We start from the raw sequence: 18,719 nt of genomic DNA, 5'->3' as shown, positions 1-18,719 counted from the left end.
TGAGTGAATGAGAGTATGTCGGGTTGCCGCGTGCCGGCCGTGCGAATCGGACGCGAGAACACACTTTGATGTGAGCCTGAGACGGGCGAGACTTCCGGGGGCCTTCCGCGATCGCCGCGATCAGACCCAGCCGTGGCGCTTGCGGAGGAACCACTCGAGGGTCAGGAGCGCCGTGAAGATCAGGAAGAACGGCCAGTTGTCCCAGATCTTGTGCTCGGTCTGCGAGACGTACTCGGAATAGATCTTGCCGCTGAGCGACTTGAGGTAGTCGTCGAGCTTCTCGGGGGCGAGGAACTGCCCGCCGGTGGTGGTGGCGATGTCTCGCAGCAGGGCCAGGTCGGCCGCGGGGTTCTCCATCTCGCGGTCGTCCTGGTAGACGAGGAACCTCGCGGTGTCCTGGCCGATCTCCTGGTTATTCCGGGTGGCGGTCACGGTCACCTTGAACTCGCCCGGCTGCCCGAGCGCGAGGTAATTCCCGCGCCAGTCGTCCCCTTCGTTGAAGATGGGGACGGGCTCGGGGGCGGAGTTGCTGCCTTCTCGCGTGATCCTCGTCTTGATCTCGACGTTATCGAGCGGGGCGCCCTTGGCGTCGCGGGCCGTGATCTTGAGATCGAGCTTCTCGCCGACCGCGAGCCGACGCTTGTCGAGCGCGACGTTGATCCTGTTGTCCCCCTGGTCCTCCTTGTGGGCGAGCCAGAAGATGATCTGTCGCCAGAATTTTCGGTGGGCCTTGAGCCCCATCTCGGACGAACGCGACCAGACCCAGGTTTCGCCGCCGAAGGCCAGGCTCCGCCCCTTGCCGATGTCGTTGCCGATCATGAGCGGCTCGCCCGGCCTGCCCGGCGATTGCGCCAGGACGAAGGCACCGAGCTTCGGCGATCCGAACTGGTTCGTGCCGGAGAGTGGCGGCAGCGACTGCCAGATCTTGACCGTCTCCGCCCGGTCGGCCCCGACCTGGAAGAGGAAGTTCGCCGGCCCGTTCAGGTTGGGCACGAATTTCACACCGCCTTCGGGGTCGGTCTGGCCGTCGCCGGGGTGGATCGAGACGGGCAGGACCGACGCGAGGCTCGTGTCGGCCCAGCCGCCGGGGCCGAAGCTGGATCGCCCGCCCAGCATGATCAGGCCCGCCCCCTTCTCGACCGCACGCGACAGCAGTTGTTGCTGCGTCTGGGTCAGGAATTTGGCCGGCAGGTCGCTCAGCACGTAGACGTTGTATTTGTTCGAGGCGAAGTCGGCGTCGCTGAGGTTCGTGTTGCTCTCGGATGAAGGGGCGCGGAGGATCACCGAATCCCCCTGGATGTCGGGAGAGGCCTTGACCGCACGCATGAAATACTTGTGCTCCCAGCCCGCGTTCGGCCCCTGCACGAACAGGACGTTGAGGCCGCCGGAGAGGACGCTGATGAACGTGCCCACCTCGTTATTGCCCTGGATCAACTCGCCATCCCGGGGTTTTACCTTGAGGGTGATCTTCTTCTCGCCGGGGGTGGCCGGGATGTACTTGAGCCCGGTGATAGGCACGACCTCCGTACCTTCCGGGGCCTTGAGCGTCGTGGTTGCGACCTTCTGGTCGTCGGCGTACATCTCGACTTCGATCGACTGGTTCGGGAACCCGCGGACGACGAGCGATCCCTTGACCTGGAGCTGGTTCTTGACGAACACCGTGGGCCCGGCGACGAGGTCTCGGATCGAGATGTCGCGCGAGGCGGGGCCCGCGTTGGGCGAGCCGAAGCCGACCGTGGCCACCTTGATCTGCTGCCCGCCGAGCCGCCTGGCCTCGACGGTCGGGCTGAGCCCCTCGTTGTTCGAGCCGTCGGACAGGAGGACGACCATGGCCACGCCCATGCCCGCCTGACGCTTGACGGCCTCCTGCAAGGCCGCCCCGATCGCAGTGGACTGACCGACGGGTTCGCTCTCGTCTTCGGGCGTCCGCTCCTTGATGATCTTGGAGAAGCTGTACGACTTCACCTCGATATTCGGGCCCAGGCCCTGTGCGACCGACCGGCCGTGGTTCCAGGTCTCCCGGGCATTATCCCAGCGGCTCTTGCCCCCGGCCTCGTCCCTGAGCTTCATGGAGCCCGAGTCGTCGAGGAGGAAAATGACCGAGGTCGGCTGCTTCTTCTTCGCCTGCATCACGATCGAGGGCCTGAGCGCGGCCAGTACGCAGAGCAGGACCGCCGCCAGCCGCAATCCGAGTGCGAACCATCGCCAGCGCCCCGAGGTCCCCCTCAGGCGTTGTTGGTAGGCCCAGATCGTCAGGACCGTCACGAGCACCGCGACGATCACGACGACTGGCCAGGGGCCGATCGGGCTGAGACTCACGTGCATCGCGACGACCTTCCGGGAAGATTCAGGCCAGGAGACTGCACCGACCTAGGTTCAACCGTCAACCACACTCGACCGGCCGGGGCGATCAGGCCGCCGCCCGCACGGGCTGCACCGCTTGATTCGCCGTATTCTCGCGATAGAAGCGGTTCGCCAGCAGGTTCTCGAGCGTCACCAGGATCAGGATCAAGAACATCAGCAGGGGGAAGATCTCTCGGCCGACACGTACGCTCTCGACGACCCCCTTGAGGGTCTCGGCATCGTTCGCAAGCTTGTAACCGTCCTTGCCGAAGAGGACGTCGAGGTCCGCCGCCTCAAGGGGCACGTATTCCGACTCCAAGAGCGAGGCATTGACGCTGAACCCGAGCTTGACCTTGTCGCCGTCCTCGGAGCTGGAGGTCACCGTCCAGTGCCCGATCGACTGGGGGGCGACGACGATCAGGGAGTCGGTCGTTGACGAAGGGCTCAGTTTCTCGGTGGTCTTGCCGTCCGCGCTCTGGACGAGATAGTTCTTGAGCCGTCGCGTCGGGTCGATGGGCAAGACCGCGTCGTCGACGCCCGCCTCGAAATTCAGGCGGTCGTCGGTCGTCCCCGCCAGGTAGGGCACGGCCTGATTCATCAGGATGTAGAAGGAGATGGAATCCCCCTGCGGCAGCGGGAACTCGTTCCAGGCCGCGGGCGAGGAGATGTCGGACCGTCGCGCGAGGGGCGTGGTCCAGAGCAGAACGCGCCCCGTCTTCGCCGACCGGAACGACCGTTCCAGGAGCGCGGGGGCTCCATCGGAGTAGGCGAGCAGGGTCCGGGACCCTTCCTTCGGCACGTCCACCGTCCAGTACTTGTAGATCGGCACGTGGGCGAGCTGGGCGTCGAGCACGCGCGAGTAACGCTGGAAGAGCGGATGCGTGAGGTCGGTGACTTTCCCGAAGGTCAGGTCCGCCTTCGCCTCCTTAGCCTCCTTGAGCGTGGCGGGGATGAGGTTCGCGGCGATGCTGCTGTTATAGCTCGCGGGGGACGAGAGATTCCCCAGGCCGATCACCAGCCCGCCCCCCGACTCGTGCACGAACACGCTGAGCTTGCCCCAGTCCGACGCGCCCAGCTCCTTCACGTTGTTCAGGAAGATGCAGGCATAATCGCGGATCGATTCGCGACCGAGGTCCGAGAACTTGGAGGTCGTCATCATCTCGACCTTGCAGGTCCTCGGCACGTTCGGAGGGAGAGCCGAGGGGTCGATGGCGTCCGAGATGAAGGCGCCGTCGACCTCCAGATCGGAGACGACGAGGACCTTGAGCTGGGGCTGAACCCGGAACGTGAAGAATCGCTTGTCGTCGAACTCGAGGGGGTCTGGAGCCCCGTTGAGCTTGATGGTCCCCTGGTGCACGGCCCCCGCCCCAACGTCCTGGCCCGTGCCCGCCGGGAGCTTGGGGGTCGTGAAGATGACCTCTTCCTCGCCGTTGGCGGGCACCGTGACCTGCTTCTGGCCCCGGGAGATGCCGTCGAGGACGAAATCGACGCGGCTGGTCGTCGGGGCCCCCTTGGATCGGATCTTGGCCTTGATCTGGAGCGACTCGCCCTGGGTCGAGATGCCGGAGACGGGCGAGGCCTCGGCGATCGTCACGTTGTGCACCTCCTTGGGCGAGAGGTTGAGCACGTACGTGTTGATGGGAGAGTCATTGACCTCGGCCCTGGTCGCCTTGCCTTTCGCCTGGGCCTGGCCGGCCGGGTTCTTCTTGACCTTGTCGAGCCCTTCGACCTTACGATCGAGGTCCCAGGCCGACCTTGCGAGGTCGGTGAGGACGTAGGCCTCGCGTCGGGCCCTGTCGCTGCCGGCGAGCGCCGTGTAGGCCTGCCCGAGTGCGGCGTTCAGCGGCCTGTGCGACGGGTGGATCTCGAGCCCCTTGATGAGGCTCCCCGCTCCCGCGGGCGAGAGGCTCTCGGGCACCCGGGCGTCGGCCGAGTCGATGATGAAGACCTGGCTGTCATCCGTCATCTTCTTGATGATCTCGGCCGCTCGCTCCTTGGCTTCCTGGAGCCGGGTCTTGTCCTTCTCCTGGTAGCCCATCGAGAGGCTGGTATCGAAGACGAAGGCCGCGGCCATCGGCACGTTCTGATCGCCGAGCGACGTCTGCGAGTAGAGCCTGGGCCTCGCCAGCGCCAGCGCCATCAGGGCGACGAGGAGCATCCTCGCGATGAGGAGCAGCCAGTTCTTGACCCGGAGTTTCTTGCGAGAGCGCTTCTGCCGCTCGCGGATCAGCCTGAGCGCGGGGAAGACCACGTGCTTGGGCTTCTGCTTCATGAACAAATGCAGGATGACCGGGAGCGAGGCGAGCGCCACCCCTCCCGCCAGACCCGCATGAATCAAGGAAATGTCCATGTCGCTCCGCCCTGACCTGGGAGAAAGGACCTTCCGACGCCGGCAAGAGACATGGCGGGCTCAGCCCCGCGATTGCCGGCTCATGAGATAGCTCATCAACGCTTTATCGAATGGCATGCCCGTGTGGAGCGCCGTGTAGTCGATCCGGGTGCTCAGACATTCCTTGCGGTACGAGGCCTGGAAGGCGGCGACCTCGTCGAGGTAGTCGGCCTTGATCCCCTCGGCGTCCACCAGCATGGTCTCTTGCGTCTCGTTGTCCTCGAGCTCGAGCATCCCCTCGAAGGGGAAGAGGGCCTCGGCCTCGTCGAGGATGTGGAAGAGGATCACGTCGTGTCCCGCGAATCGCAGCCGGTGCAACGCCTTGAAGATGGGTTCCGGGTCGCCGAGCAGGTCGCTGAAGATCATCACCAGGCTTCGGTGGCGGAGCATGCTGGCGACCTGATTCAGGCTCTTGCCGATCTCGGTCTCGCCCGACGGCCTCAGCTTGGCGAGCAGCGACAGGATATTCCCGAGCTGCGATCGCTTGCTCTTCGGCGGCAGGCTCTGCGTGATCTTATTGTCGAACGCGATCAACCCCACCGGATCTTGCTGATGGATCATCAGGTAACCGAGAGCGGCAGCAAGACTGATGCCGTACTCGAACTTCGTCAACTCCTGGCGATAGGTGTAGCCCATCGACCCTGACAGGTCCATCACGAGGTAACCCGTGAGGTTCGTCTCGGCCTGGAACTTCTTGATATAGAAGCGGTCGGTCTTGGCGTAGACGTTCCAGTCGATGTCGTTGATGTTGTCCCCCGTCGAATACTTCCGATGCTCGGAAAACTCGACGGAGAAGCCGTGGAAGGGGCTCGCGTGGAGGCCCGAGATGAACCCCTCGACGATGAACTTGGCCCGCAGGTCGAGCCGAGCCACCTGGCGGATCACCTCGGGCTTCAGATACTTCTCGGCTGTGCTCGACAACGTGGAACCTCTCTCAAGTCTATTCGCAGGTCGATACCGTAGGGTTCAGCTCGATCCCGCCCGAATGGGCTGGCCGATGGCCAACGCTCCAGGAGAGGGGTTTCGGTCGATCCTCCCGCGATCAGGCGTTTGGTGCCGGCCCGGGGCCCGCACTCGCGGCCTTGCGGTCGTACTTGGGGACGTCGGGCTCCTTGATCTCGGCGATGAGCCGGCGGATCAAGCTCTCGGTCGTCTGTCCTTCGGCCTGGGCCTGGAAGTTCGGGCTGATGCGGTGACGGAGGACGGGGATGGCAACCTTACGGATATCGTCGAGCGAGACGCTGAACCGGCCGTCCATCGCGGCCATCGCCTTCCCCCCCAGGATCAGGTTCTGCCCCGCGCGAGGCCCCGCCCCGAAGTCGATCAACTCCTTGATGAACTTGGGCGACTTCTCGTCGGAAGGTCGCGTGGCCCGGACCAGCCTCGTGACGTAGTCCACGGTGTACTCGGAGACGGGCACAGAGGTCACGAGCTTCTGCAGGTTCACGATCGCCTTGCCGGAGAGGACCTTCTTCAGCTCGACGGTCTCCCCCTTGGTCGTCGCCGAGAGGATCTTCTTCTCCTCGTCGAGCGTCGGGTAGCCGACCCGGATATCAAACATGAAGCGGTCGAGCTGGGCTTCGGGGAGGGGATAGGTCCCTTCCTGCTCGATCGGGTTCTGAGTCGCGATGACGAAGAAGGGATCGGGCAGGTGCAGCGTCTCCTGCCCGACCGTCACCTCGCGCTCTTGCATGGCCTGCAGCAACGCCGCCTGCGTCTTGGGGGGCGTCCGGTTGATTTCGTCGGCCAGCACGATGTTCGAGAAGATCGGGCCCGCGACGAACCGGAAGGCCCTGCGGCCGGCCTCCGGCTCCTCCAGCACGTTCGTGCCGGTGATGTCGGAGGGCATCAGGTCGGGGGTGAACTGGATGCGCTTGAAACCGACGTCGAGGATCTTGGCGATGGAGCTCACCATGAGCGTCTTCGCCAGGCCGGGGACGCCGACGAGGAGGACGTGGCCGCGGGTGAAGATGGCCGCGAGGATCTGCTCGACCACCTCGCGCTGCCCGATCACGACTTTATTGAGTTCGGTGACCATCACGTCGCGTGAGTGGCGAAACTCGTCCAGGAGCACCGTGATGCGGTCGCCGGCTGTTGACATGCGTAGTCTCGACCCTATTTGTGCGATCCGCGACGCCGTACGAAGGACGTCGCCCCGCTCGGGGGTAGAGACGAGAGCAGCGCCGACCGGTGGCCGTCTCCACCCTCAGGGCCCCCGACGCGAGTAAGAACCGATTCATTGTAGACCGCCGCAACCGTGCGATTCAAGCGACCGGGCCATCTCAACCCAGGACTCAAAACCTGCAATCCGTGCCTCCCCGAATCTCCCGCGCACCGGGCAATCCTGCCCAGGAGATCAGCGTTGCCGCACAGCCGATGAGACGACCCCGCGACCACTTTCGATCGTTCGTGACTTTTTTCACAATCTCTTCACGGGCATCATTGGAGTCTACCTAAACGTTGATGAATTCGGAGGTTATAGCAAGGCCAACGTGGGGAATAATTCGCTGTTTTACGAATGTCATATATCGTGAAATCGATTTCGAATCTTGGCTCTGGTCTTTTATTTGCCTAGTATTCCGGCGGCTCTGTGAGCATCAGCCTGGGAACGCCCCGGGTTGGTGAGATCGGGCGAGTAAGGATTGAAAGCCTTCGCCCACCTACCCCCTGCACTCGCCGCGTGAAAGCGTGGCCGAGACCCTAAATCCGCAGGACCCCGACCTCGGGCACCGTGCTCGAAGTCTCCTGCCCTGAAAACAGGATTTCTTCATTAAGTGACCTGTTCATGTAACCCATCCTCATAACTCTCCGCCTACAAGTCCTAAGAAATTCGTTGAGAATTCCCAACTGACATTGGAACGTTGGCAGCCCGAGGCGAACGCCGGCCAGTCCAGGCCGGGCCGTGAGACGCAGGGCCGCCGAGGAGTCGAAGGATGAGCTTCCCGCTGCATGGTCTTTTCCGTGGAATCGCGCTCCTTGCCATCGCGTCGACGATCAGCGCCGTGAGCCTGGGCAGGAGCGCACCGAAGGCCACTCAATTCCGGATCCTGAGCGGCTCTCGGTTCTCGTCGGTGAGCGGCTACCACTTCTCCAACGTCGAGAAGACGCCGAGATTCCTCGATGTCGAGACCGGTCAATTCGTGAACGTGAAATTCAAGGGGGGCGAGGTCGTCGACTGCGCCGCGTGCTCCCCCTGGCAGGATGACCTTGGCACGCAACTGATGGTCGCACGCTGGAACACGAACGACCTCGAGAAGGAGGCGCAGGGCTATGGCCTCTCGCGATTCTCCTTCCCGACCGGGGAGGAACTGGATCGTTACGAGCTCGACGTCGTGCCGACGAGCCGCCCTTGCTTCTTCCCCAACTCCCCGGGACGCATCATCTTCACCGCCGGGGATGGACATCTCTACAAATTCCAGTTCCCCGATAAACAGGGGGCTTCGCGCAAGACGGGCAATGAAGCCTTCAAGCAGCCGAAGGCCCTGAAGTGGAAGGCCGAACGCCCGGGCGAGGGTGATCCGTTCCTCAGCGACCCGGTCTGGCCGGCCGACCCGAAGTTTAAGGGGTATTTGATCGTCTCGTTGGCGTATCTGGATCCGAAGCCGACGATCGGCCGTCGCGTCTATCAGAGGGCCCAACTCTGGTGGCTCAAGCTGAATCCGCAGGCCACCGAGATCGTCGAGGCCGGCAGGCTCCTCATGCCTTCGAGCGACGAGCCTGGCCACGGCAACACCAGCGAGGTTCGCATGCCGACCATCGCCGCGGCCCCCGACGGCACGCCGATGGTGGCTTACATCCACCAGCCCGGCCGGGGCGCCAACTACCAGATGAGGCTCGCCCCCATCCGCTTCGAAGGCACCCAGGGGCACCCGACGATCCACGCCGAGGAAAGCCGGGTTGTCTCCGAGTCATGCCTCTCCTCGTGGCCGGCCTTCTCGGGCGACGGACGCTACGTGTTCAGCATGGATAAGAAGGAAGGTCCCCGCCGCGACGCCACGCGCTATTCCGTGGCCGAGGTCATGGAGCGGACCCCCTCGGCTCGCAACGTGGTGCTCCAGGAGTACGCCAGGCCGCTACCGATCCGCTGATCCTTCGATCTGGCAAACGTACTCAGATGTCAAGATGTGCCGCCTGGGTCGTTGATTCGGCCCGAACCGGCTGCATGGCTTCGTGGTTCGCGTCCCCTTGTGCGACGTTGGCGACGATAGGCTAAGCCAAGACAGAGGTTGTGAGAAGCGATTGAGACGCCCAGGGAGGCGTCGCCACCGACGTGGCCGATTCGATGAGCGGCCGGGGCCGAGCCCCCGGCCGCTTCTTTTTTTCGGGCTTGCTCCGCGACCGAGACGCGCGGCATCGTATGATTGGAGCATTCGGACAGTCGTCTGGCGTCGCCTTCGTCGTGGAGAACCATTTCGATGTCATTTCCCGTGAGGCGTACGCTCGCCTTTGCCCTGCTGGTCCTGGCCGTCCTCATCCCCTGCCCCAGACGCTCGCAGGCTGCCGTCACGGCCAAGGAGGTCGAGAGGGCCATCAGCGAAGGGACCCGTTTCCTCAAGCAAGAGCAGCGCAACGACGGTTCCTGGGTCGACGTCGACGGTGATGCCAGGACCGGGACGACGAGCCTCATCGTCCTGGCCCTGCTGACGGCGGGCGAGCCGGTCGATTCTCCGGCGATCACGCACGCCCTGGACTATCTCCGCAACTTCGGGCCCGACGAGCTCAAGAGCACATACTCCATCTCACTCCAGACCATGGTCTTCGCGGCGGCCCAACCGGAGCGAGATCGGCTCAAGCTGGCCGCCAACGTGGAGTGGCTCTCCAATGCGCAGATCCGGCCCGGCGACCGGGTGCTCTGGCCCGGCTCCTGGACCTACAGCGCCGTGAAAGGGCAGCACGGCGATAACTCGAACACCCAATATGCCCTGCTCGGCCTGCACGCGGCGAGCGAGGTTGGCATCCCCGTCCGCCCGGAGGTCTGGACCCTCGCGCGTCGTTACTGGGAGGACTGCCAGAAGAATGACGGGGGCTGGGCCTACACCCCCGAGAACAGATCTCCCGTCTCAAGCAGCATGACCTGTGCCGGGATCTCGAGCCTGGTCATCACGGGCCTGAAGCGATTCCAGGGGCAAGAGGTCCTCGTCGGCGACACCATCCAGGATTGCGGCAAGGGGGGGATCAACGTGAACCTCCAGCGCGGGATCGACTGGATGGCGACCCATTTCCGCGTGGGCGAGAACATCGGCCACAACCAGCTTTGGCGGTACTACTACCTTTATGGCATGGAGCGGGCGGGCCGCCTGACCGGCCAGCGCTTCTTCGGCGAGCACGACTGGTATCGCGAAGGGGCCGAGAAGCTCGTCCACGACCAGATCCCTGTCCGCGGCTGCTGGCAAGGCGCCAACTACGAGGCCGACCCGCTCATCGCCACGAGCTTTGCCCTCCTCTTCCTGGCGAAGGGGCGATCCCCCGTGCTGGTCAACAAGCTCCGCCATGGGCCTCGTGGCGATTGGAACCTCGACGTCGACGACATCCGGAACCTCGTCAACGTGGTTTCGAAGGACTGGAAGACCCTGATGACCTGGCAGGTTGTCGACCCGAACACCGCCAGCGTCGAGGACATGCTCCAGGCCCCCATCGTCTACTTCAGCGGGCACGAGTCCCCTGTATTCACCGAGGAGGGCAAGAAGAACCTGCGCGATTACGTCGAGCAAGGCGGGTTCATCTTCGCCGAGGCCTGCTGCGGCAAGGCCGAGTTCGACTCGGGATTCCGCGACCTGATGAAGGAAGTCTTCTCGGAGAAGGAGTACGAGTTGCACCCCCTCCCCGAGGAGCACGCCGTCTGGCGCTCCAAGCACCCGCTCTCCCCGGACGTCCACCCGCTCTGGGGGATCGAGCACGGCTGCCGGACGGTGGTGATCTATTCGCCCGGCGACCTCTCCTGCTTCTGGAACCAGGCCGAGAACCACCCGGCGAACCCGGCGGTCATCAAGGCCCTACGCGTCGGACAGAACGTCGTCGACTACGCCACGGGTCGCGAGCTGCCGGCCGATAAGCTCACCGTCCGCGAGGTCAAGGACTTCAAGATGGACTCGCCCAAGCGAGGCGCGCTCCACATCGCCAAGCTCCGACACGCGGGGGACTGGAACGTCGCCCCCCTGGCCATCCCCAACCTGACGACGAACCTCCGGGAACGGCTGGGCCTCGATGTGGTCATCAACCACAAGGAACTCGCGCCTCGCGACCCGAATCTGGTCCACTACCCGCTCCTCTACATCCACGGCCGGGCCAACTTCCAGCTCGGCCCCGAGGACCGGGATTGGCTCCGTCAGCACCTCGAGCCCGGCGGGGGCACGCTCTTCGCCGACGCCGCCTGCGGCAGCCCGGCCTTCGACGCGGCCTTCCGCCGCTTCGTCGCCGAGATGCTGCCCAAGCATCCGCTCGTCCCGATCCCCCACGACGACGAGTTGTACAGCAAGGCCATCGGCTACGACCTGTCCAAGGCGCAGTACACGAAGGCGGCCGGCGGCGGCCGGGACTTCCCTCAACTCGAAGGGGTCAAGATCGACGGCCACTGGGCCGTCATCTATTCGAAATACGACCTGGGCTGCGCACTCGAGCGGCACCAGGGACTCGACTGCAAAGGGTATACGTATAAGAGTGCCGAGGAAATCGCGACCAACATCGTGATCTACTCCACCCTGCCCTGACGAACCGGGTCTTCCCCTACAGGACGAGGCATGGGCCGATGCCTCGGCTCTACGGCTCGCACTTCGTGGATGCCTCGGCGTTCCTCACTCGATTCCCGTCGGCCAACGAGTTTCGGAGGCTGGAATCTCTCATGAAACGTCAGGCCTCGCGGCGGATCGTTGTCGTCGGGATCGTCTTGAGCCTGGCCCTGGCCTCGATGCGTCCGGCCGACGCTGCGGTCACTGCTAAGGAGGTCGAGCGGGCGATCGCGGAGGGGGTACGCTTCCTCAAGCAGGAGCAGAAGGACGATGGATCCTGGAAGGATGCCGACGGCGATGCCCGGACCGGCACGACGAGCCTGGTCTCCCTCGCCCTGATCACGGCGGGCGAGCCGTTGAACTCTCCGGCGGTCTCCCGGGCCTTGAACTACCTGCGGAACTTCGGGCCGGATGAGCTCGGCAGCACGTACTCGGTCTCGCTCCAGACGATGGTCTTCGCCGCGGCCGAGCCCCGGCGCGATCAGCTCAAGATCGCCGCCAACGTGGAGTGGCTCACAAGGGCGCAGATCCGTCCCGGCGAGAAGGTCCTCTGGCCCGGTACCTGGACGTACTCCCCGAACAAGAGCATGTTCGGAGATAACTCCAACACCCAATATGCCCTCCTCGGCCTGAACGCCGCGAGCGAGGCCGGGATCCCGGTCTCGGCCGAGGTCTGGGCGCTCGCCCGCCGCCACTGGGAGAAGACCCAGCGCCACGACGGCAGCTGGGCCTACACGCCCGAGCCGCAAACCCCCGCCTCGGGCAGCATGACCTGCGCCGGCGTCTCGAGCCTGATCATCACCGGCCTGAAGAGGTTCCAGGGGAAGGAGCGGATCGTCGGCGACCAGATCGAGAACTGCGGGCTTGGGGGGACCAACACGAAGCTCCAAGCCGGACTCGACTGGCTCGCGACGCACTTCAGCGTCTCGCAGAATTTCGGCAACGGCCCCTTCTGGCGCTTCTACTACCTCTATGGTATGGAACGCGCGGGGCGACTCACCGGCCAGCGGTACTTCGGCAACCACGACTGGTATCGCGAGGGGGCTGAGAGGCTCGTGCGTGACCAGAACCCGATCAGGGGGACCTGGCAAGGGGTCAACGCCGAGATCAAGCCGGTCGTGGCGACGAGCTTCGCCGTCCTCTTCCTGGCGAAGGGGCGATCCCCCGTCCTGGTCAACAAGCTCAGGCACAATCCCAGGGGCGACTGGAACAACGACGTCGACGACATTCGCAACCTCGTCTCGGAGGTCTCGCGCGACTGGAACACCCTCCTCACCTGGCAGGTGGTCGATCCGAACACCGCCAGCGTCGAGGATATGTTGCAGGCTCCCATCGCCTACTTCAACGGCCACCAGAACCCCGATTTCTCGCCGGAGGGGGCGAAGAATCTGCGCGACTTCGTCGAGCAAGGCGGGTTCATCTTCGCCGAGGCCTGCTGCGGCAGGGCCGAGTTTGACCGCGGTTTCAAGGCGTTGATGGAGTCGCTCTTCCCCGAGCCCGAGTATCGGCTCCACCCGCTCCCCCCCGAGCACGCCGTCTGGAACGCGAAGCACCAACTCTCCCCGGACGTCCACCCGCTCTGGGGGATCGAGCACGGCTGCCGCACCGTGGTCGTCTATTCTCCCGGCGACCTCTCCTGCTTCTGGAACCAGGCGGAGAGCGTCCCTCGCGACTCCAACCCGCACATCAGCTTCGCCCTCAAGCTGGGGCAGAACGTCGTGGATTACGCCACGGGCCGAGAGCGCCCGGCCGACAAGCTGATCGTCCGCGAGGTGAAGGATTTCAAGGCCGACGCCCCCAAGCGAGGCGCCCTGCACATCGCCAAGTTGAAGTATGCCCCCGACTGGAACATCGCCCCCCTGGCCGTCCCCAACCTGACGAACAGCCTCAAAAATCGACTTGGGCTCGACGTGGTGATCAATCACAAGGAACTGCCGCTCGGCGACCCCAACCTCGTCCTCTATCCCCTCGTCTATATCCACGGCCGGGCCAACTTCTCGATTGGTGAATCCGAGCGCGAATGGCTCCGGCATCACCTCGAACCAGGCGGGGGCACGCTCTTCGCCGACGCCGCCTGCGGCAGCCCGGCCTTCGACGCGGCCTTCCGCCGCTTCGTCGCCGAGATGCTGCCCAAGCATCCGCTCGTCCCGATCCCCCGCGACGACGAGATCTACTCCGAGAAGATCGGCGGCTACGACCTATCGAAGTCTCATTATTCGAAGTCGGCAGGCGGCGGCCTGGACTACCCTCAACTCGAAGGGGTCAAGATCGACGGCCACTGGGCCGTCATCTACTCGAAGCTCGACATCGGCTGTGCCCTCGAGCGGCATCAGGTCCTCGACTGCAAGGGTTACACGCCCGAGAGCGCCGAGAAGATCGCCACGAACATCGTGATCTACTCCACACTGCCCTGACGCCCGTGAAGCTCGAGGCCCATCAGTCCTCGGCTTGCTCTCCCTGCTCCAGGCCGCGGACGCGGGCGATGTAGGCCTCGGAGTCGAATTTCTTCCGCGTGCTCTCGTAGCTCATGAACCGGACGGTGCCGAAGATGGGCCGCTCGGGCCAGGGGCGATCGTGCTTGCCGCCGATCGCCCAGGCGATCCCGGCATAGCCGTTGGGGTCGCGCCCGTCCATCTCGTAAGTGTCGTTGAGTTCGACGGCGACCTTGAAGGCCGTCTCGGCGTCGGGGCTCCACTCGAGGATCTTCTTCGCCCAGTACATCCTCAGGTAGTTGTGCATCCTCCCCGTGAGGACCATCTCCTTCTGGGAGGCGTTCCAGAGCGGGTCGTGCGTCTTGCCTTGATCCAGTTGTTTGAAGGTATAAGTAAAAGGCCGGGGGTCGCCGGCATGCTTGGTGAGGGTCTTCAAGGCCCACTCGGGGCAACCTTGGAGGCTGTCATAGTCGGGGTTCCTTGCGACGAAGTTGATCGCCAGCTCCCGCCTCACGATCAACTCCTCGAGATAGCCGTCGATGCACTCGCTCGGGGCGGCGCTCCCCTGAACCGCCAGAGCGATGGTGATGGGATTGATGTGGCCGAAGTGGAGATGCGCCGAGAGTTCGCTCGTGCAGTAGGGCGTCGGCTCGTTCCGCTTCCATGCATATTCCGGCAGGCGTTCCTTAACGAATCGAGCGAGCCGCTCCTTCGCCTCCTCCGAGCCTCCCCGATAGCCCTGGACGTCGGAAGCTCCGCCGACGCGTAATTTTTTGAGCAGAACTTCAACTTCGATATCTTCCCCTTTCGGCGCATCCCCCGCCTCCCATCGATTCCGGGCCCTGGGATTGTCAATCGGCCTCAAGTATGCACTCAAGACTTTGTGGATTTTCGGCCTCAGGGTCCTCGCCGCGTACTCCTCCTTGGGGAAGAGCGAGGTCGGGACGACGACGTCGGCATCGATGGAGTAGAAGGGAACTGTCAATTCTCCGGCGAGTCGCGAACGCCAGTGCTGACCGATTCGAACAGGATTCTCGTCCGTGAACACGACTGAAGGACGAGATTCGTTGATTAATTCCAACACGACGTCGTCGGGAGTCCCCATCCTCACGACGAGCGGGACGCCTCGCGAGGCGAGGTCCTTGCGGGCATCCACAAGTCCTTCGATCAGGAATCGATAATGCCGGCGTTGTGCCCCCGGATAGTCGGCGGTGAGCCCGAAAACCGTCAGGACGGGTTGTTTAAGTTCGTTTCCGAGCTCGATCGCCCAGTTCAGGGCCGCATTGTCGACCCCACGCTGAGAGCGTTGCATCCAATAGAGAACATATCCACCTTGAGAATCGGGTTGCCCGCTCGCGTAGGAATGAACGCGAGGGTCTTCTTGCAGGCGTTTTTCGATTCGGGACACATTTTCCTCGATTTTCCGCGCGGATTCTTGAATGCGGTGATCTATGATTGTTGTGCTTTCCGACGCGCGAGCGGGTCCGAGATTCTCTCCCAAGGATCCATCACGCAAGAAATCATGATCTGAATTTCACACGATCTTCAAGCGCCTGCTTCTGCGAACCCCATATAATGGGCGTCTCGGGACCGTGTCATCGGCACCCACCCCAGGGGTCCCGCATCAGCTTGAACGTCGTGCCGTCACGCGCACCGTCGTGTGATCGGATCAATCTCGTAAATTTGTTGATAGAGTGATCCCCTAGGAGAGAGCCTCATGCTCCGGACTTCCGTCGGTTCTCGTCGTCGCGCCGGGTTCACGCTGATTGAACTCCTGGTCGTCATCGCCATCATCGCCGTCCTGATCGCTTTATTGCTGCCCGCCGTCCAGTCGGCTCGCGAAGCCGCCCGCAGGATGCAGTGCGTCAACAACCTGAAGCAGCTCGCCTTAGCCGCAAGTAACTATGAATCGACTCACACCTGCTTCCCCGCCGCGTCGTACTCGGTGAACGACCCGGTCAAGGGCTCGGCCGCGAAGCCGTACTACCGCAACAACTTCAGCAGCTTCGTCCGCATCCTGCCATTCTCCGAGCAGTCGGCCCTGTATAACTGCGTCAATTTCAGCCTGACCTACGCCAACGTCGACAACTACACGGTCGCCGGCATCAAGCTGTCGATGCTGATCTGCCCCAGCGACACGAACACCGACCCGCAGTACATCAGCTCCACCACGCCGAATGCCTCGTTCCAGTTCGACGTGGTTCCCTCGACGAACATCTACCTCCAGTACTTCACGTCCTATGGCGGCAACCAGGGGACTTTCTCTTCGAACTACTATGTCGGCAAGCCGATCGCCAGCCAGCAGGGCCAGAGCGGCGTGATCACGCACGACGGCACCGTCTCGATCAGCAAGATCACCGACGGCACCAGCAACACGTTCCTCTACGGTGAGAAGTCGCACGGTCTGTTCGCCAAGTTCTCCCCCAAGTACTACAACTCCGACACCTCGTGGCAGACCGGCCTCTACTTCGACACCCTGCTCACGACCTTCTATCCCCCGAACGTCGGCACCTCGAGCATCACAGGCCTAAGGGTCAGCACCGACCCGACCAAGGCCCTCTACTATTACCCCGAGTGCGCCACGAGCCTCCACCCGGGCGGCGTCAACTTCGCCTTCTGCGACGGCTCGGTCCGGTTCATCAAGAACTCGATCGACTCGTGGGGCTTCGGCCAGGGCAACACGACCTCCTACGGCGACCAGATCCCCGACGGCGTGACCTCCGTCGACGGCACGAACCAGATCTGGAGCATCGCCCCCGGAACCAAGATCGGCGTCTTCCAGGCCCTTTCCACCCGCTCGGGTGGCGAAGTCATCAGCGCCGACGCGTACTGAGTGACTCCCTCGCGGCAAATGAATGCAGTTCAAGCTTAGGGGGAGCCGGTCGTTGAAGACCGGCTCCCCCTTTTCTATTTCCCGCCGAGAGCTGCAATTAAGTCAACGAATTGGAACCTTAGAGTATTGAAAATATTATTGTGAAATCGTAGATCAGTTCGTTTGGGGTGGCTGTCTCTTCGCGTTCGAGGGCTCCATGTGCTCGGGTCTATGCCAGGAGAACGAGCGATCGGGTCGAGGAGTCGCAGGTTGCTCTCCCCGGCACGTATCGAGGCGCCCCGTCCGGCCCTCCTGATCGCCTTGCTGGTCGATTTCCGGATCACGAGCAAGAGGTACTGATTCGTGAGGGTGATATGCTCGAGCACTTCATCGATGGTCCATCCTCCGCGCCGTCGACGATAGCATCGGACTTCCTCGGGCCTGTCGAACCAGGTGTCGACCTCCGCTGCTACACCGAGCAACGTCTCCCTGACCTCGGCGATCGTCTCCCGGAACGGGCTCTCGCTCATCCTGGTTCAATCCCAACTCGGGCCTTTGGCGAAATTTCAGGACATGGGCAGGTTGTGGCCGCAGACCTGGCAGACGAGGCTCCCGTCTTTCACGACGTTCCTCTCCGAACAATGCTCACACTTGCGAAGTTGAATTTCTGAGGTGAATCGGCCGGGGTGGGAGATTCCTAGCGCGTCGAGGACCCTCGCGACGGCATCCCACGAATCCGGTTCGGGGCAATACCCGGTGGAGAGGTTGGAAATCTCCAGGACGCTCGAACGATCCTCCCTCCCGAGGTTCCGCCGAATGTCCCGCCAGGGCAGGCGCACGCTCCACCCGGCGAACGTTGGTCGAACCGTCGGCCAAGATCGGTCGCATGGATACCGACCCGAGGGCGTAGGTTCGGGTTCGCTCCGGGAGCGTCGGCGAAATGTCGGATCGGCCCGGAAATTTGAGTTATGATGAGGGGTGTCAACGCCCGACATCCTCGCCGGAACGTTCCGATTCCGTGGTGGGCCCTCCGCGTCTCCTCGAAAGTCGTTGTGGTGATGGATCGATCCAACACGTTAGCGGTCAGGCTCAAGCCCTATTTTCAGCTCGTCCGGCTCCCCAACGTCTTCACGGCGGCCGCCGATAGCCTCGCGGGATGGCTGCTGGCGATGGGGACGCTCGAGCACCCCGGGCGCTGGCTGCCGCTGGTGCTGGCCTCGATGTCGATCTATGCCGCTGGGATCGCACTGAACGATGTCTTCGACTACGAGATCGACCTCCGCGAGCGTCCCCAACGCCCCCTGCCCTCGGGCCGGATCTCGCGCCGATTCGCCACCAGCCTGGGCGCCGGTCTCCTCCTGCTGGGGCCGATCCTCGCTGCCATGAGCGGCTCACTGATGAGCTTCCTGGTTGCGATTGCCCTGGCCGCTTGCGTTTTCGCCTACGACGCCGGCGCGAAGCGGACCGTGCTCGGCCCCGAAGTAATGGGGGCCTGCCGGGGCCTCAACCTGCTCCTGGGAATGAGCCAGGCCGAGAACCTCGGCGGTCCCGCCGGCTGGCTCGTGGCGGGCTCGCTCGCCCTGTTCATTGTCGGCGTGACCTGGATCAGCCGATCCGAGACCGAGAGCGGACAGACCCGCGGTGTGGTCGCCGGGGTCGTGCTCCAGGACCTCGCTTTCCTGGGGCTGATCGGGGCTTCGTTCTGGGCGAAGTCATTGGCGGGCGCAAGTCAGGTCACCTCGCTGATCGTCGGGCTTGTTGTCCTGCTCTTGGTCGCGGCGATCGTGAATCGGGCCGACCTCCGGGCGCTACGCAACCCGGTGCCCGGGACCTTGCAACGCGCGGTGAAGACGGGCGTGCTGTCGCTCGTCTGGCTCAATGTGGGCGTCGTCGCGGCCGTGAGGGGGCCGGCCCATGCCCTGGCGGTTGCCGTCCTCTGGTTCCCCGCGTACAGGTTGGGGCGTTGGCTCTATTCCACCTGAGATCGCCCGTCACCTCTTTGATAATCGCTTGATGCT

General features: G+C 63.6%; 11 protein-coding genes. 5 read left to right on the top strand and 6 right to left on the bottom strand.

What is annotated here, in order from left to right:
- Window positions 1-120: 120 nt before the first annotated feature.
- The 4 genes from ACOYYX_RS33890 to ACOYYX_RS33875 form a co-directional block, all read right to left on the bottom strand.
- Window positions 121-2,325: a glutamine amidotransferase gene (locus ACOYYX_RS33890; RefSeq protein ID WP_422927080.1), complete on the bottom strand. Its 2,205-nt coding sequence runs from the start codon at window positions 2,323-2,325 to the stop codon at window positions 121-123.
- A gap of 85 nt (window positions 2,326-2,410) precedes the next feature.
- Complete coding sequence (locus ACOYYX_RS33885) at window positions 2,411-4,693, bottom strand: BatA domain-containing protein (RefSeq protein ID WP_422927079.1); 2,283 nt, start codon at window positions 4,691-4,693, stop codon at window positions 2,411-2,413.
- A 60-nt stretch (window positions 4,694-4,753) separates the two neighbouring features.
- Complete coding sequence (locus ACOYYX_RS33880) at window positions 4,754-5,653, bottom strand: DUF58 domain-containing protein (protein WP_422927078.1); 900 nt, start codon at window positions 5,651-5,653, stop codon at window positions 4,754-4,756.
- A 121-nt stretch (window positions 5,654-5,774) separates the two neighbouring features.
- Entirely contained in the window at window positions 5,775-6,770 is a 996-nt protein-coding gene (locus ACOYYX_RS33875) for an AAA family ATPase (protein WP_422931701.1), read from the bottom strand.
- A gap of 895 nt (window positions 6,771-7,665) precedes the next feature.
- Here ACOYYX_RS33875 and ACOYYX_RS33870 point away from each other — a divergent pair.
- From ACOYYX_RS33870 to ACOYYX_RS33860, 3 genes are all read left to right on the top strand, one after another.
- Complete coding sequence (locus tag ACOYYX_RS33870; protein WP_422927077.1) at window positions 7,666-8,820, top strand: hypothetical protein; 1,155 nt, start codon at window positions 7,666-7,668, stop codon at window positions 8,818-8,820.
- A 327-nt stretch (window positions 8,821-9,147) separates the two neighbouring features.
- On the top strand, window positions 9,148-11,439 hold the full coding sequence (locus ACOYYX_RS33865) for a DUF4159 domain-containing protein (protein ID WP_422927076.1): 2,292 nt from the start codon (window positions 9,148-9,150) through the stop codon (window positions 11,437-11,439).
- Between the two features lie 38 nt (window positions 11,440-11,477).
- A complete protein-coding gene (locus ACOYYX_RS33860; protein WP_422927075.1) occupies window positions 11,478-13,871 on the top strand; it encodes a DUF4159 domain-containing protein in 2,394 nt (797 codons plus the stop codon).
- Window positions 13,872-13,893: 22 nt separating this feature from the next.
- Here ACOYYX_RS33860 and ACOYYX_RS33855 read toward each other — a convergent pair whose 3' ends face one another.
- Window positions 13,894-15,201, bottom strand: coding sequence for a deoxyribodipyrimidine photo-lyase (locus ACOYYX_RS33855; protein ID WP_422927074.1), 1,308 nt, complete (start codon window positions 15,199-15,201; stop codon window positions 13,894-13,896).
- A gap of 405 nt (window positions 15,202-15,606) precedes the next feature.
- On the opposite strand from ACOYYX_RS33855, the gene ACOYYX_RS33850 reads away from it, so the two are divergent.
- Window positions 15,607-16,722 (top strand): DUF1559 domain-containing protein, encoded by a 1,116-nt coding sequence (locus tag ACOYYX_RS33850; RefSeq protein ID WP_422927073.1) that lies wholly within the window; start codon window positions 15,607-15,609, stop codon window positions 16,720-16,722.
- 74 nt (window positions 16,723-16,796) lie between these two features.
- Here the strand turns inward: ACOYYX_RS33850 and ACOYYX_RS33845 are convergent, their stop codons facing one another.
- The gene (locus ACOYYX_RS33845) at window positions 16,797-17,231 is read right to left on the bottom strand and encodes a hypothetical protein (RefSeq protein ID WP_422927072.1); all 435 of its coding nucleotides are present in this window, start codon (window positions 17,229-17,231) and stop codon (window positions 16,797-16,799) included.
- 528 nt (window positions 17,232-17,759) lie between these two features.
- On the opposite strand from ACOYYX_RS33845, the gene ACOYYX_RS33840 reads away from it, so the two are divergent.
- Window positions 17,760-18,683: a UbiA family prenyltransferase gene (locus ACOYYX_RS33840; RefSeq protein WP_422927071.1), complete on the top strand. Its 924-nt coding sequence runs from the start codon at window positions 17,760-17,762 to the stop codon at window positions 18,681-18,683.
- Window positions 18,684-18,719 lie beyond the last annotated feature (36 nt).

This window comes from Singulisphaera chitinilytica (assembly GCF_049331405.1).
In the GTDB taxonomy this organism is placed as follows: domain Bacteria; phylum Planctomycetota; class Planctomycetia; order Isosphaerales; family Isosphaeraceae; genus PoT.
This window is presented reverse-complemented; position numbering and strand designations above follow the sequence as displayed.

Bases quoted from the DNA above. Each gene is read 5' to 3' on its own strand.
- ACOYYX_RS33890 (WP_422927080.1), bottom strand. From the start codon at position 2,325: ATGCACGTGAGTCTCAGCCCGATCGGCCCCTGGCCAGTCGTCGTGATC.
- ACOYYX_RS33885 (WP_422927079.1), bottom strand. From the start codon at position 4,693: ATGGACATTTCCTTGATTCATGCGGGTCTGGCGGGAGGGGTGGCGCTC.
- ACOYYX_RS33875 (WP_422931701.1), bottom strand. From the start codon at position 6,770: ATGGTCACCGAACTCAATAAAGTCGTGATCGGGCAGCGCGAGGTGGTC.
- ACOYYX_RS33870 (WP_422927077.1), top strand. From the start codon at position 7,666: ATGAGCTTCCCGCTGCATGGTCTTTTCCGTGGAATCGCGCTCCTTGCC.
- ACOYYX_RS33865 (WP_422927076.1), top strand. From the start codon at position 9,148: ATGTCATTTCCCGTGAGGCGTACGCTCGCCTTTGCCCTGCTGGTCCTG.
- ACOYYX_RS33860 (WP_422927075.1), top strand. From the start codon at position 11,478: ATGCCTCGGCTCTACGGCTCGCACTTCGTGGATGCCTCGGCGTTCCTC.
- ACOYYX_RS33855 (WP_422927074.1), bottom strand. From the start codon at position 15,201: ATGCAACGCTCTCAGCGTGGGGTCGACAATGCGGCCCTGAACTGGGCG.
- ACOYYX_RS33850 (WP_422927073.1), top strand. From the start codon at position 15,607: ATGCTCCGGACTTCCGTCGGTTCTCGTCGTCGCGCCGGGTTCACGCTG.
- ACOYYX_RS33845 (WP_422927072.1), bottom strand. From the start codon at position 17,231: ATGAGCGAGAGCCCGTTCCGGGAGACGATCGCCGAGGTCAGGGAGACG.
- ACOYYX_RS33840 (WP_422927071.1), top strand. From the start codon at position 17,760: ATGGATCGATCCAACACGTTAGCGGTCAGGCTCAAGCCCTATTTTCAG.